Here is a 14385-nt window from a genome sequence, read left to right on the forward strand (position 1 = left end):
AGCCATGGAACCCATACCAGACATAGATCCGACCGAGACGAAGGAATGGCTGGACGCGCTGGAATCCGTGCTGACGCAGGAGGGCACGGAGCGGGCGCACTACCTGCTGGAGAAGCTGGTGGAAAAGGCCCGGCGTTCCGGCGCCTATCTTCCCTACAGCGCCACCACCGCCTACATCAACACCATTCCCGCCGGCAAGGAAGAGCGCTCCCCCGGCAATCACGCGCTGGAGCACCGCATCCGCTCCTACGTGCGCTGGAATTCCCTGGCGATGGTGCTGCGCGCCAACAGGAACACCAACGTCGGCGGCCACATCGCCAGCTTCGCCTCCGCCGCGACGCTCTATGACGTCGGCTACAACCATTTCTGGCATGCCCGTTCGGCGGACCATGGCGGCGACCTGATATTTGCGCAGGGGCACTCTTCGCCCGGGCTCTACGCCTACGCTTTCCTGCTGGACGAACTGTCCCAGGAGCAGCTCGATCATTTTCGCCAGGAAGTCGATGGCAAGGGCCTCTCTTCCTATCCGCATCCCTGGCTGATGCCGGACTTCTGGCAGTTTCCCACGGTGTCGATGGGGCTGGGGCCCCTGATGGCGATCTACCAGGCGCGTTTCATGAAGTACCTGGACAGCCGCGGCCTGGTGCAGACGCAGGGGCGCAAGGTCTGGGCGTTCCTGGGCGACGGCGAGATGGACGAGCCCGAGTCCATGGGCGCGATCTCGCTCGCATCGCGCGAGAACCTGGATAACCTGATCTTCGTCGTCAACTGCAACCTGCAACGGCTGGACGGCCCGGTGCGCGGCAACGGCAAGATCATCCAGGAGCTGGAGGCCGCGTTCCGCGGCGCCGGCTGGAACGTGATCAAGGTGATCTGGGGTTCCTACTGGGATTCCCTGCTGGCCAAGGATACCAAGGGGCTGCTGCAGCAGCGCATGATGGAATGCGTGGACGGCGAGTACCAGAATTTCAAGTCGCGCGACGGAGCCTACGTGCGGGAGCACTTCTTCGGGAAGTACCCGGAGCTGCTGGAGATGGTCGCCAACATGTCCGACGACGATATCTGGCGGCTGAATCGGGGCGGGCACGATCCGCACAAGGTCTATGCCGCCTATTCGGCGGCGGTCCGGCACCGCGGCCAGCCGACGGTGATCCTGGCGAAGACCATCAAGGGCTATGGCATGGGCGAGGCGGGCGAGGCGCAGAACATCACCCACCAGCAGAAGAAGATGGGGACCACGTCGCTGAAGGCGTTTCGCGACCGCTTCGGGCTTCCGATCCCCGATGACGAGATCGACGCCGTGCCCTATCTCCGGTTCGACAAGGATGCGCCCGAGTACGCCTACATGCGGCAGCGGCGGGAGGCGCTGGGCGGATTCATCCACCGCCGCCAGCGCAGGGCCGGGCCGCTCCAGGTGCCGCCGCTTTCGGCATTCGAGACGCTGCTCAAGGCGAGCGGGGAGGGACGGGAATCCTCCACCACCATGGCGTTCGTGCGCATCCTCAACGTGCTCGTGAAGGACAAGAACATGGGGCGGCACGTGGTGCCGATCGTGGCGGACGAATCCCGCACCTTCGGCATGGAGGGCATGTTCCGGCAACTGGGCATCTGGTCCTCGGCGGGCCAGCTCTACACGCCGCAGGACGCCGATCAGCTGATGTACTACAAGGAAGACAAGGGAGGGCAGATCCTGCAGGAGGGGATCAACGAGGCGGGCGCGATGTCGTCTTGGATGGCCATCGCCACCGCATACAGCACGCATGGGGTGCAGATGGTCCCGTTCTACATCTTCTACTCCATGTTCGGCTTCCAGCGGGTCGGCGATCTGGCCTGGGCGGCGGGGGACATGCGCTGCCGGGGATTCCTGATGGGCGGCACGGCGGGGCGCACGACGCTCAACGGGGAGGGCCTGCAGCACGAGGACGGGCACAGCCATCTCCTCGCCTCGACCATCCCCAACTGCGTCTCCTACGATCCCACCTTCGCCTACGAGCTCGCGGTCATCGTTCGCGAAGGCCTGCGCCGCATGGTCGAGGCTCAGGAGGACGTCTACTACTACATTACCGTCATGAACGAGAACTACCCGCATCCGGAGATGCCCGCGGATGCGGAACAGGGCATACTGAAAGGCATGTACCTGTTCCGGCGCGGCAAGGAAGGCGCGCAGGGGGAGGGTGCGGGCCTGCGCGTGCGACTGCTGGGCTCCGGCACCATCCTGCGCGAGGTGATCGCGGCGGCGGAGCTGCTGGAGGGAGAGTACGGCATCGCCGCCGACGTCTGGAGCGTGACCAGTTTCAACGAACTGAGGCGCGAGGCCCTGGCCGCCGCGCGCTGGAGCCTGCTGCACCCGGAGGAGCCGCGCAGGGCATCCTACGTGGAATCCTGCCTTGGCGGCCGGGGGGATCCCGTGGTTGCGTCCACCGACTACATGAAGTTGTACGCGGACCAGATACGGGAGTTCGTGCCCGCCCCGTACAAGGTGCTGGGAACGGACGGCTTCGGCCGTTCCGATACGCGCGAGAAGCTGCGCCGATTTTTCGAGGTAGACCGCGGCTGTGTCGTCGTGGCCGCCCTGAAGGCGCTGGCCGACGAGGGAAGGATACCGGCGAAACAGGTGGCGCAGGCGATCGGCAGGTTCGGCATCGATCCCGACAAGCCGAATCCGGCCACCGCATGAGCGCGAAGGGGCAAGGCGTGGCGAATACCAGGCAGGTATCGGTTCCGGACATCGGCGACTTCAGCGACGTTCCCGTCATCGAAGTGCTGGTGCGGGCGGGCGATGCGATCCAGGCCGAGGATTCGCTGATCGTGCTGGAGTCGGACAAGGCGACGATAGAGGTACCGTCTCCTCACGCCGGGGTGGTTGCCGAGGTGTTCGTGAAGGTGGGGGACAAGGTTTCGGAAGGTGTTCCCATCCTCGCGTTGCAGGCGGACGAGGCGGCGGTGGATGAGCCGGAAAAACCCGCGACGGCGGAAGTCGAGACCGCACCTGACGCCGCCGATGCTCCTGGTTCTTCCGGCAAGACCGGTTCCGGTGCGTCGGAACCGGCGCCCGAGGCCCCGCCCCGCCACCCGGCCGTCATGCAGCGGCCGATCGATGAGGCCGCGTTCGCGAAGGCGCATGCGAGTCCCTCGGTGCGGCGCTTCGCGCGCGAACTGGGCGTGGATCTCGCTCGGGTGGACGGCAGCGGGCCGAAGCGGCGCATACTCCGGGAGGACGTGCAGTCCTACGTCAAGGCGCAGCTTTCCGGGCGGCGCGGCGGCGGTGGCGGCGAACTCGACCTGCTGCCCTGGCCCCAGGTGGACTTCGCGCGATTCGGTCCGGTCGAATTCAAGCCGCTGTCGCGCATCAAGCGGCTGTCCGGCGCGAATCTGCATCGTAACTGGGTCATGATCCCGCACGTCACCCAGTTCGACGAGGCCGACGTCACCGATCTGGAAGCCTGGCGCAAGGAGACCAACGATACCCTGAAGGATGAGGGGGTCAAGGTCACGATCCTGGCCTTTCTGATGCGCGCGGCGGTGGCAGCGCTGAAGAAGTTTCCCGAATTCAATGCCTCGCTCGACAGCTCGGGCGGCGAACCGGGGTTGGTCATGAAATCCTACTACCACCTCGGGTTCGCTGCGGATACGCCGAACGGCCTGGTGGTGCCGGTGATACGCGACGTCGACCGCAAGGGCGTGATCGATATCGCCCGGGAGGCGGCCGGTCTTGCGAACCGGGCGCGCGACGGCAAGCTGGGGCCGGCCGAGATGCAGGGCGCGAGCTTTACCATCTCCAGCCTGGGAGGGATCGGCGGCACCGCCTTCACGCCCATCATCAATGCGCCTGAAGTCGCGATCCTGGGCGTGTCGCGCGCCGGCATCAGGCCGGTCTACCACGAAGGCGAGTTCGTGCCCCGCCTGCTGCTGCCGCTTTCTTTGTCCTACGATCACCGGGTCATCGATGGCGCGACCGCTGCCCGGTTCACCTCGCACCTGTCAGAAGTGCTGGCCGACATGCGCCGGATACTGCTGTGAGATTTTCGTCGCGTGCATCGCAGTGCAGGCATGCAGCCGGGAATTCGCGGCATCCGACCGTGGCGAGTGAGCGGCGCACGGGGGCGCAGGGCATCCGCAGGTGACGGCCCGCGAGGGATCGCTGATCGGGGTTCTGGGAGGGACTTTCGACCCTATTCATCACGGGCATCTGCGTGTCGCGGAAGAGGTCGCGGAGATGGCTGGTTTGCGGGAGTTGCGCTTCCTGCCTGCCGGTAGGCCTCGGTTGCGCGAGACCCCCGAGGCGTCGCCCGACCATCGCCTGATGATGGCCCGGATCGCGATACAGGGGAATCCTCGGTTCGGGCTGGATGCACGGGAGATACACCGTTCCGGCATCAGCTACAGCGTGGAATCCCTGGGTGAGATGAAGGATGAGCTGGGGCCGGACAGTGGACTCTGCTTCATCATCGGGGCGGATGCGTTCACGCGGCTTGCCGAGTGGCATCGCTGGCGCGAACTGTTCCAATTGTGTCATTTCGTCGTCGTCGGACGTCCCGGATGGACTTCCGCGGCGCATCGTCCGATCCTGCCGCCGGTGCTTGAAGAAGCGTGTGCGCACCGCTGGGTGCCCAGCGCGGAGGATCTCGACCGGGCGTCCTGCGGATCGATTTTCGTTGCGCCGACGACCTTTCTGGATATTTCCGCGAGCGTCATCCGGGCGCGCATCGCCAGCGGTCGAAGCGTGCGCTATCTGCTTCCAGAGGCGGTTATCGGATATATTTCGGCCAATCATCTGTATTCGGGAGGAGGATGACACTCGCCAAGTTGGTGCAAATCGTCGTTGCCGCGCTGGAGGAGATCAAGGCGCGCGATGTCGAGTCGCTGGATGTGGCCCGCATGACTGCATTGTTCGACCGCATGATCATCGCCAGCGGGGATTCCACCCGCCACGCCCGAGCCATCGCCCACAATGTGGTGGAGAAGGTGAAGGCGGGCGGAGGCGCGGTATACGGCGTGGAAGGCGAGCAGACGGGAGAGTGGATACTGGTGGATCTGGGGAACGTTCTGGTTCACGTCATGCAGGCTGCGGTACGGACGCACTACAACCTCGAAGGGTTGTGGGGAGAGGGGGGGCAGCCGGACGGATCCCCCGGTGCCCCGGGAGGCAAGGCAGCATCCGTTCCCGCCTTCGCAGCTTCCCGGCCACTGCCCGCCGGCATGCGCCAGACACCCACCGTGCCGGCCTCGTCCGCCAGGAAAAAGCCTGCCGGCTCCGGGGGGGCGGCCTGAGCGGCCGTCGTTTCCGCTTCATTCGGCCCGCGCGATGAAATTTCTTGTCTATGCGGTGGGGAACAGGATGCCGCACTGGATCGCGACAGGCTTCGAGGAATATGCCATACGAATGCCACGTGAGGCTGCCGTGGAACTTCGGGAGGTGAAGCCGGAGAAGAACGATGGCAGGAGTGCCGCGCAGCGGCTGGTGGTCGAGGCCGCCCGCATCCGGGCGGTGCTGCCGCCAGGGTGCCGGGTGGTGGCGATGGACGAGCGCGGCGAGCAGTGGACCACGGCCGGGCTGGCCGAGTCCATCGCCGGATGGATGCGGGACGGCAGGGACGTCGCCTTCGTCGTGGGGGGTGCGGATGGACTGGACGGCACCATCAGGGCGTCTGCGGACAGGGTGCTGGCCCTCTCGGCGCTGACGCTGCCCCATGGACTGGTACGCGTCATCCTGGCGGAGCAGCTGTATCGTGCGGTATCCCTGATCAAGGGGCACCCGTATCATCGGACGTGAAAACGGGCGGCGCCGGGACCGTTGGTGCCGGAACTCCAGGGGTGCTTTTCAGTCTATCGTCTGGAAACGGGGTCGAATGGTGTAGAATGTCTGCCCCTGGTGAGGATCGCAATCGCCGCGGTAACACCGGGAGGACGGGACTCATGCGATATGCAAGAACCGAACAGAGGTCAAATGAATAAACCAGTTTATGCGTGGCTGTCAGGATGCATGCTCATGGGCATGCTGTCGGGCGCTCCTGCGGCTGCCGCTCCGGCCACGGTCGAGGTCTACAAGAGCCCGACCTGCGGCTGCTGTGCGAAATGGGTCGACCACATGCGCGCGCACGGCTTCAACGTCAATGTCCATGACGTAGGCAACGAGGAGGCCCGCAAACGCGCAGGCATCTCCACTGGGCTGGGCTCGTGCCATACCGCGCTGGTCGACGGCTACGCCATCGAGGGCCACGTGCCTGCACAGGATATCAAGCGGTTCCTGAAAGAACGTCCCAGGGCGATCGGCCTGACCGCACCGGGCATGCCGCATGGCTCTCCCGGAATGGAAGGCGGGCGCAGCGATCCCTATGACGTGCTTCTGATCGACAAGCAGGGCGGCACTTCCGTATACAGCAGTTATCCTTCATCTGATCGGCCCGGTTCCCTGATGAGACTCAAGTGAGGGTGGGGCGATCCGCGGTCGTCGCCGTCCGTGGGCAAAGAGGGCGGGAGGAGACGGCGCCGGAAGCGAGGGCGTCTTGCAGTGTCCGCATGTTGCTGCCGGTCTTTGTCGCCATCCTGATCGGAGGTTGCGGTCAGTCCGGTGCTCCCTCCGCTCCGGCGGTACCCGCCGTTGCCGGGCCGGAAGCATCTTCCGGGGATCCGGCCTCTCCTTCCGCCGGAGCCGCCAATCCGGCCGCCGAACCTGCGGTCGAATCAGCTCCGTCCGTCGCTCCCGTGCAGCAGGTGGCGCGCAAGCTCGATACGGCGGAGGTCGATCGGGGCGCTGCGGTGTATCGCGCGCATTGCGCGAATTGCCACGGGCGCCAGGGAGAGGCCACCACCGGCTGGCGGACGCCCGGTGCCGACGGCAAGTATCCACCGCCGCCGCTGGATGACAGCGCCCACGCCTGGCATCATTCCAGCGAAACGCTGGAAAAGATGATCAGAGTGGGGGGGAGCGGCATGCCCGCATGGGACGGCAGGCTGACCGATCAGCAGATCCGCGACGTGGTCGCCTGGATCAAGTCACTATGGTCGGATGAGATCTACGATATCTGGTACAAGGAAATCGAGCATCCTTCGCAACCTGGATAGGGCGAGGGGATGCGAGGTGGCTTCGAGCTCTCGCTATTCCGGTGTCGGGTCCGCCGTTTTGGGAGCCTCCTTTTTCGAAGTTGCCCGGGCCGGAAGCTTCTCGCGGATGCGGGCGGACTTGCCGGAACGTTCCCTGAGGTAGTAAAGCTTGGCACGGCGCACATCTCCGCGACGCTTGACCTCGATGTTGGCGATCAGTGGCGAGTAGGTCTGGAAGGTACGTTCCACGCCCTCGCCGCTGGATATCTTGCGCACCGTGAATGCAGAATTGAGTCCCCGGTTGCGTTTTGCGATCACGACCCCTTCATAGGCCTGAACGCGCTTGCGATCACCCTCGACCACCCTCACGCTGACGATGACCGTGTCGCCCGGTGCAAAGTCCGGGATGGTCTTGCCCAGGCGATTGATTTCCTCGTTCTCAAGCTGTTCGATCAGATTCATTTTCCGCTCCTTGCTGTTGTCCCAGGGCTTCATCGCGCCCATGGATGCGCTTGAATTCTTCCAGTAGCCTCGCTTCCTCGCCGGTGAGGCCCTGCTCCATTTTTACTGCCAGCAGATCCGGGCGGCGCAGCCATGTCCTGCCCAGTGCCTGCCGCAGGCGCCATCGCCGGATATCGGCGTGGTTGCCCGATAAGAGGATATCCGGTACGCGATCCCCCTCATATACTTCCGGCCTCGTGTATTGAGGAAAGTCGAGCAGCCCGTCCACGAAGGAATCCTGGGTGGCCGAATGCGTATCCCCCAGTACGCCGGGCATCTGCCGTACCATGCTGTCCATCAGCACCATCGCCGCCAGCTCTCCTCCCGAGAGCACATAGTCGCCGATCGAGATTTCATCATCCACTGCCCGCGCGATCACGCGTTCATCCACTCCTTCGTAGCGTCCGGCAAGCAGGATCAATGCGGGCAGCCGGCAGAGAGACATCACCAGCTCGTGATCCAGCAGGCGTCCCTGCGGCGAGAGGTAGATCACTTTCGCCTCCGCGATGCCGCTGTCCGCCTGCCGGGCTCTGGCTGCGCCGATCGCCCGTTCCAGCGGCTGTGCCAGCATCAGCATGCCCGGTCCGCCGCCGTAGGGCCGATCATCCACCGTACGGTGGGCATCCTCCGTGAAGTCGCGTGGATTCCAGGCGCGCAGGCGATAGATCCCGTTTTCCGCGGCCCGACCGGTGACGCCATACCGGGTGACGGCGTCGAACATCTCGGGAAACAGCGTAATCGCGTCGAACTCGAAGGTCATTCTGCTTCCGGGCAGCCGGCCGTCCCGTCGGATCCGGCCCCGAGTACCCGTTTCGGCACGCTAGTAATCCACTCCCCAGTCTACCGTTATCCGTCCTTTCTCCAGATCGACCCCGGCGATCACGGCATCGACAAAAGGGATCAACCGCTCCTTGTCGCCTTCCACCGGATTGCACACCCTGAGCACGTCGTTGGCGCCGGTTTCCAGCAGGCCGGTCACTTTTCCCAGTTCTTCAGCCTGGAGATTGATCACTTCCAGGCCGATCAGATCCACCCAGTAGTAGCCCTCCCTGCCGTTCTTCGCCAGATCCGGCAGGCTGTTCCTGGGCACCGCGATCTGCAGGCCCTGCAACTGCGCGGCCACAGCGCGATCGGTACAGCCTTCGAGCGCGACGGTCAGCGTGCTTCCGCGAACCTCGCACCGGCCCACCCTGGCCTCTCTCCAGGGTGGGCCGTCCTTCCCCAGCCACCAGACGGGATAATCGAGCAAGCCATTCGGATGCTCGGTATACGGGGTCACCCTGACCCAGCCCAGCACGCCGAAGGGGCCGGCGATGTGCCCCATGACGACCATGGCTGATTCATCGGGTTCAGGTACTGCTGCCTGCGGCTGCCTGTCTTGCACCAAACTGCCTGACCAGTTTCCTGACGGTATCGGACAGCTGTGCGCCCTGGGATTGCCAATGGCTGATCCGGTCCAGCTGGACGCGCAATCCCTCCTCGCCTTCGGCGGCCCTGGGATTGTAGAAACCGATGCGCTCTATGAACTTGCCGTCACGTGTGCTGCGGGAATCTGCGACCACCAGGTTGAAAAACGGGCGCTTTCTGGCGCCGCTTCGTGCCAATCGAATAATGACCATGTGTATATGTGCCTTTGCCTGCCCGGGACTGAAAAGGGTGTGATTTTACGGTAATTTTCATCCTGTTAGCAAGCGGATAAATACCCCCCGCGCGAACGTGCGGGATCCATGTCGGGGGTCGGGCGCTCGTACAGGCGCCCCTGCCCGCAGGATGCGCGATCGGTCTTCTCAGTGCGCCTGTTCCCAGTTCGGGCCTGTCCCAATGTCCACCAGCAGGGGGACATCCAGCCGTGCTGCTCCGTTCATCATCCCCGGCAGGGTGGTGCTGACGATTTCCATTTCATCATCCGGGACTTCCAGCACGAGCTCGTCGTGGACCTGCATGATCAGCCTGCTGCGCAGCTTGGCGCCGTTCAGCCATGCATGGACTGCGATCATGGCCCGTTTGATGATATCCGCTGCGGTTCCCTGCATCGGTGCGTTGATGGCCGCACGTTCCGCACCCTGCCTGCGGTTGGCGTTGGGGCTGTTGATCTCCGGCAGCCACAGCCGGCGGCCGAACACGGTTTCGACGTAACCGGCCTCCCTCGCCGTTTCCCGAATGTGCTGCATGTACTGCGCCACCCCGGGATAGCGTGCGAAGTAGCGATCCATGTACGCACGGGCGGCCGCCCGCTCGATACCCAGCTGGGTGGCCAGGCCAAATTCGGACATGCCGTAGATCAGTCCGAAATTGATGATCTTGGCATAGCGCCGCTGCTCGCTGTCGACCGTTTCCGCCGCGATACCGAAAATCTCCGCAGCGGTGGCGCGATGGATGTCCTCTCCAGCCGCAAAGGCGCGAAGCAGGCCTGCATCCTGGGAGATGTGCGCCATGATGCGTAGTTCGATCTGCGAGTAGTCGGCGGAGACGATGCAATGCCCGGGGGGAGCGATGAACGCTTCGCGGATGCGGCGGCCCTCGGCGGTGCGCACCGGGATGTTCTGCAGGTTGGGCTCGTTGCTGGCGAGCCGCCCGGTCACCGCCACCGCCTGCGCGTAGTTGGTATGCACGCGCCCGGTGGCGACATCCACCATGCGCGGCAGCTTGTCCGTGTAGGTGGACTTGAGCTTGGCGAGGCCGCGGTACTCCAGCAGGGTTTTTGCCAGGGGATAATCCAGCGCGAGTTGCTGCAGCACGTCCTCGTCGGTGGAAGGGGTTCCGCCCGGTGTCTTCTTGATGACGGGAAGCTTCAGCTGGGTAAACAGAATCTCCTGAATCTGCCTGGGTGAATTGAGATTGAACGGCTGGCGCGCAAGCGCATGTGCCCGTGTTTCCAGCGTCAGCATTTTTTCGCCCAGTTCACGGCTCTGCACTTCCAGAAGCTTCAGATCCAGCAGCACCCCGCTGCGTTCCATGTCGAACAGGATGTGCGATACCGGTATCTCCAGCGAGCGATAGACGTATGCGAGTTTTTCGTCCGCTTCGATGGCGGGATGCAGGCACAGGTGCAGTCGCAGCGTGACGTCGGCATCCTCCGCAGCATACTGCGTCGCGCGTTCGATCTCGACCTGGTCGAAGCCGATGCGCGCCGATCCCTTGCCGGTGACTTCGTCGTAGGTGAGGGTCTTGACGTCGAGATGGCGGGAGGCGAGGCTGTCCATGTCGTGTGGACGATGGGATTCCAGCACGTAGGACTGCAGCAGCGTGTCATGCGCGATGCCTGCCAGAGAAACGCCATGGTTGGCCAGGACATGCCTGTCGTACTTGAGGTTCTGGCCTACCTTGGGTCGGCCGGCGTCTTCCAGCCATGGCCTGAGCTTTTCAAGGGCGGCGTCAGTCGTCAGCTGCTGGGGTGCTCCCGGATATCGGTGCGCCAGCGGCAGATAGGCTGCCCGATGGGGTTCCATCGAAAAGGAGATGCCGACGAGCCGGGCGCGCATCGGATCCAGTCCCGTAGTCTCGGTATCCAATGCCACCAGGGGCGCTGCCCGCATCCGTACGAGCCATTCATCAAGGTCGGCGTGCGTGAGGAGAGTGTGGTATTCGGCTGGGGCGGCCTCCTTCCCGGGCTGATCCATGGCCGTGCCCCCGGCCGCGGCATCGTCCTGCGTGCTCTCCTGCCCGGGGGAAGCTTCCAGTTGTATCTCTCGCAACCAGGACCGGAAGTCCAGCTGCGCATACAGCTGGGCCAGCTTCGTGGTGTCGGCTCTTCCCGGTGCCAGGTCGTGCAGGCCGACGGGCAGCGGCACGTCGCATCGTATGGTCAGCAGTTCGCGGGAGCGATCCAGCCAGCCGAGTGCGGTGCGCAGGTTCATGCCGACTGCACCGTTGATCTCGCTGGCGTGCGCGATGACCGCGTCCAACGTACCGTACTGGTTGAGCCACTTGAGGGCGGTCTTCGGACCCACCTTTTCCACCCCGGGGATGTTGTCCACCGCGTCGCCCACCAGTGCCAGGTAGTCGAGCATGCGTGCAGGCGGTACACCGAATTTCGCCAGCACCGCTGCCTCGTCCAGCGTCTCGTTGCTCATGGTATTGACCAGCATTACTTGGGGATTCACCAGTTGCGCGATATCCTTGTCGCCAGTGGAAATGATGCAGCGCATGTTTTCCCGCGCCGCCTGCGTTGCCAGCGTACCGATCACATCGTCGGCCTCCACCCCGTCCACGATCAGCAGAGGCCACCCCAGGGCCTTGATGCACGCGTGCAATGGGGGGATCTGGGTTGCCAGGGTATCCGGCATGGGCGGACGGTGTGCCTTGTAGTCCGGATAGATGTCGTCGCGGAAGGTCTTGCCTTTTGCATCGAATACGCACGCGATATAATCGGCGCGGTAGTCCTTGAGCAGTCGGCGCAGCATGCCGAGCACGCCGTAGATCGCACCGGTCGGCTCCTGGGCGCGGTTTCGCAAATCCGGAAGCGCATGGAATGCGCGATACAGGTAGGATGAGCCATCCACCAGCAGCAACGTTTTCATCTTACTTCCAAGGGTGTCCAATGAGTACGCAAGACAAGATGGCCCGCCTGATGACGGACGATGCTCATGAAAAGAACTGGTCGGCCAGAGAGTCGTGGCGCGTGTTCGGCATTATGGCAGAATTCGTCGAGGCGACGGAACGTCTGAACGCGATCCAGCCTGCGGTCAGCATCTTCGGCAGTGCACGTACCCATCCAGGCCACCCCTACTATACGTTGGCCGAGCAGATCGCCCGACAGCTGTCCGACGCCGGTTTTTCCGTGATCTCGGGCGGTGGTCCGGGAATCATGGAGGCCGCGAACAAGGGCGCCTACCTCGGGGTTTCGCCCAGTGTCGGCCTGAACATCCAGTTGCCGCACGAGCAGCATCGCAACGTGTACCAGGATATCAGCCAGACATTCCGGCATTTTTTCGCGCGCAAGTACATGTTCGTGAAATTCGCCACCGCCTACGTCGTGCTGCCCGGCGGATTCGGCACGCTGGACGAGCTGATGGAAGCCCTGACCCTGGTCCAGACCGGCAAGACCCGCAAGATGCCGATCATCCTGGTCTGCACCGATTTCTGGTGTGGCATGCTCGACTGGATGCGGCAGACGCTCGTTGCCGAGGGCATGATCGCGCGGGAGGACATGGATCTGATCCAGGTAATCGATGCGCCAGACGAAGTGGTGAAGGCGATATTCCGCTATTATGAGACCAGCGGGTTCGAACCTTCTGCGGCGGAAAGGGAGATTCAGCTCAATCTGTGAAGTGTCATGCGCGCATCCTTTCGGATAGAATGGGTGCTCGACCTGCCAGGAGCAGTCCATGCATCCGATGATCCTAGCCTTGCTGCTGAGCATCAGCCTGCCGGCGGCGGCGCAGTCCGGGCCGAAAGACCTGCAGCCGATCCCCGATGTGCCGGAACCTCCGGAGATACCCATGCCGTCTCCCGGCGACACGGACGATCCCATGCTCGAGCCGCAGGTCACCATCATCAAGCGCGGCGAGGATCAGATCGAGGAATACCGCATCAATGGACACCTCTACATGATCAAGGTGACTCCTCGCATCGGCCTGCCGTACTATCTGATCGACAATCAGGGCGACGGCACGTTTTCCGCAGGCGGCTCGGGAGGACTGGATCAGAACGTCCGTCCGCCCATGTGGATATTGCGCCAGTTCTAGGGCCTGGCGCACGATTCTTGTCCCGCGGGGGGCGGGATGACACCCGATGCGACATGCTCGTGCGTGTGCCGGACCCGGGCCGTGGAACCGGAATGTCCCCGATCCTGGCCTCTTTGGGTTAATATATCCACACAAGCAAGAAGGTCGCGCGGGATTCTAACCGCCTCTTCCCCTTTTCCCTTTCGTTCATGTCCGTCTTCACTACCGTCGCGCCAGGCCAACTGTCCGCATGGCTGAAAAACTATCCGCTGGGTACGCTGGTAGGTCTGGAAGGCATCTCTTCCGGCATCGAGAACACGAACTACTTCGTTACCACCACCCAGGGAAGGTACGTTCTGACCCTGTTCGAGAAGCTCACAGCCTTCGAGCTTCCGTACTATCTGAATCTGATGGCATACCTGTCGCAACGTGGCATTCCCTGTCCCCGTCCCATCGCCGATTTCAACGGGGAGTATCTGGGCGAACTCAGCGGCCGGCCGGCCAGCATCGTCACCTGCCTGCCCGGCGAATCCAGGGAGCGTCCGACGCCTTCCGATTGCACCATGATCGGCAGGCTGCTGGCGACCATGCACGAAGCCGGTTCACGTTATCCGGAAGTCATGCAGAACCCGCGGGGTGCCAGGTGGTGCGAGGCCACGGCGCCCCATGTCATGCCTTTCCTTGCCACGGACGAGGTCATTCTCCTCGAAGAGGAGTTGCGCTTCCAGGCGGCCTGCGATTTCGACGGATTGCCGCACGGGGTGATCCACGCGGACCTGTTTCGCGACAATGTCCTGTTCTGGGGGGATGCGATAGGAGGGGTGATCGATTTCTATTTCGCCTGCAACGACAGACTGCTGTACGATATCGCCATCACGGCCAACGACTGGTGCCTGGACGAGGGCGGCAGGCTGGACGCGGAGCGCGTGCGATACCTGCTCGACGCCTATCAGGGCGTGCGCCGGTTGACCGCTGCCGAACATGCCGCCTGGCCGGCCATGCTGCGCGCCGGGGCTTTGCGTTTCTGGCTGTCGCGGCTGTACGATCATCACCTGCCGCGCGTGGGAGAGTTGACGCACACCAAGAACCCCGTGCATTTCATGCATATACTGAGGAATCATGTGGCGGCCCATCCGGAACTGGCGAGTTTCTGGGTGTAGACGGCGAAGGTGTG

The 14385-nt window shown here is 63.6% G+C and carries 15 protein-coding genes; 10 read left to right on the forward strand and 5 right to left on the reverse strand.

Features of this window, described 5'->3' with window-relative positions:
- The first annotated feature begins 4 nt into the window (after positions 1 to 4).
- From aceE to BT108_RS00300, 7 genes are all read left to right on the forward strand, one after another.
- Positions 5 to 2677, forward strand: a complete 2673-nt coding sequence (gene aceE / locus BT108_RS00270) for a pyruvate dehydrogenase (acetyl-transferring), homodimeric type (RefSeq protein WP_072292554.1) — start codon at positions 5 to 7, stop codon at positions 2675 to 2677.
- A gap of 17 nt (positions 2678 to 2694) precedes the next feature.
- Positions 2695 to 4020, forward strand: coding sequence for a dihydrolipoyllysine-residue acetyltransferase (gene aceF, locus BT108_RS00275; protein ID WP_255369549.1), 1326 nt, complete (start codon positions 2695 to 2697; stop codon positions 4018 to 4020).
- A 100-nt stretch (positions 4021 to 4120) separates the two neighbouring features.
- Entirely contained in the window at positions 4121 to 4795 is a 675-nt protein-coding gene (nadD, locus tag BT108_RS00280; RefSeq protein ID WP_072292556.1) for a nicotinate-nucleotide adenylyltransferase, read from the forward strand.
- Complete coding sequence (gene rsfS, locus BT108_RS00285) at positions 4792 to 5271, forward strand: ribosome silencing factor (RefSeq protein ID WP_083566065.1); 480 nt, start codon at positions 4792 to 4794, stop codon at positions 5269 to 5271. Before nadD ends, rsfS begins: the two co-directional genes overlap by 4 nt.
- 34 nt (positions 5272 to 5305) lie before the next feature.
- Positions 5306 to 5773 carry a 23S rRNA (pseudouridine(1915)-N(3))-methyltransferase RlmH gene (gene rlmH, locus BT108_RS00290; RefSeq protein ID WP_072292557.1) on the forward strand — a complete coding sequence of 156 codons (468 nt, stop codon included), beginning with the start codon at positions 5306 to 5308 and terminating at the stop codon, positions 5771 to 5773.
- Positions 5774 to 5983: 210 nt separating this feature from the next.
- The gene (locus BT108_RS00295; RefSeq protein ID WP_255369566.1) at positions 5984 to 6430 is read left to right on the forward strand and encodes a DUF411 domain-containing protein; all 447 of its coding nucleotides are present in this window, start codon (positions 5984 to 5986) and stop codon (positions 6428 to 6430) included.
- A gap of 89 nt (positions 6431 to 6519) precedes the next feature.
- Positions 6520 to 7065: a c-type cytochrome gene (locus BT108_RS00300; protein WP_083566066.1), complete on the forward strand. Its 546-nt coding sequence runs from the start codon at positions 6520 to 6522 to the stop codon at positions 7063 to 7065.
- A 33-nt stretch (positions 7066 to 7098) separates the two neighbouring features.
- Here the strand turns inward: BT108_RS00300 and rplS are convergent, their stop codons facing one another.
- The 5 genes from rplS to polA form a co-directional block, all read right to left on the reverse strand.
- Positions 7099 to 7506 (reverse strand): 50S ribosomal protein L19, encoded by a 408-nt coding sequence (rplS, locus tag BT108_RS00305; protein WP_072292560.1) that lies wholly within the window; start codon positions 7504 to 7506, stop codon positions 7099 to 7101.
- On the reverse strand, positions 7484 to 8305 hold the full coding sequence (trmD, locus tag BT108_RS00310) for a tRNA (guanosine(37)-N1)-methyltransferase TrmD (protein WP_072292561.1): 822 nt from the start codon (positions 8303 to 8305) through the stop codon (positions 7484 to 7486). Before trmD ends, rplS begins: the two co-directional genes overlap by 23 nt.
- Before the next feature lie 60 nt (positions 8306 to 8365).
- A complete protein-coding gene (rimM, locus tag BT108_RS00315; protein WP_072292562.1) occupies positions 8366 to 8878 on the reverse strand; it encodes a ribosome maturation factor RimM in 513 nt (170 codons plus the stop codon).
- A 16-nt stretch (positions 8879 to 8894) separates the two neighbouring features.
- Positions 8895 to 9164, reverse strand: coding sequence for a 30S ribosomal protein S16 (rpsP, locus tag BT108_RS00320; RefSeq protein WP_072292563.1), 270 nt, complete (start codon positions 9162 to 9164; stop codon positions 8895 to 8897).
- A 168-nt stretch (positions 9165 to 9332) separates the two neighbouring features.
- Complete coding sequence (gene polA / locus BT108_RS00325) at positions 9333 to 12065, reverse strand: DNA polymerase I (protein WP_072292564.1); 2733 nt, start codon at positions 12063 to 12065, stop codon at positions 9333 to 9335.
- A 20-nt stretch (positions 12066 to 12085) separates the two neighbouring features.
- Between polA and BT108_RS00330 the strand changes: the two genes are divergently transcribed.
- The 3 genes from BT108_RS00330 to BT108_RS00340 all read left to right on the forward strand — a co-directional run bounded on the left by BT108_RS00330 (position 12086) and on the right by BT108_RS00340 (position 14371).
- Entirely contained in the window at positions 12086 to 12814 is a 729-nt protein-coding gene (locus BT108_RS00330; protein ID WP_072292565.1) for an LOG family protein, read from the forward strand.
- Between the two features lie 58 nt (positions 12815 to 12872).
- Complete coding sequence (locus tag BT108_RS00335; RefSeq protein ID WP_072292566.1) at positions 12873 to 13232, forward strand: DUF2782 domain-containing protein; 360 nt, start codon at positions 12873 to 12875, stop codon at positions 13230 to 13232.
- A gap of 188 nt (positions 13233 to 13420) precedes the next feature.
- Positions 13421 to 14371, forward strand: coding sequence for a homoserine kinase (locus BT108_RS00340; protein ID WP_072292567.1), 951 nt, complete (start codon positions 13421 to 13423; stop codon positions 14369 to 14371).
- Positions 14372 to 14385 lie beyond the last annotated feature (14 nt).

This window comes from Nitrosovibrio sp. Nv17, assembly GCF_900119085.1.
Classification (GTDB): Bacteria; Pseudomonadota; Gammaproteobacteria; order Burkholderiales; family Nitrosomonadaceae; genus Nitrosospira.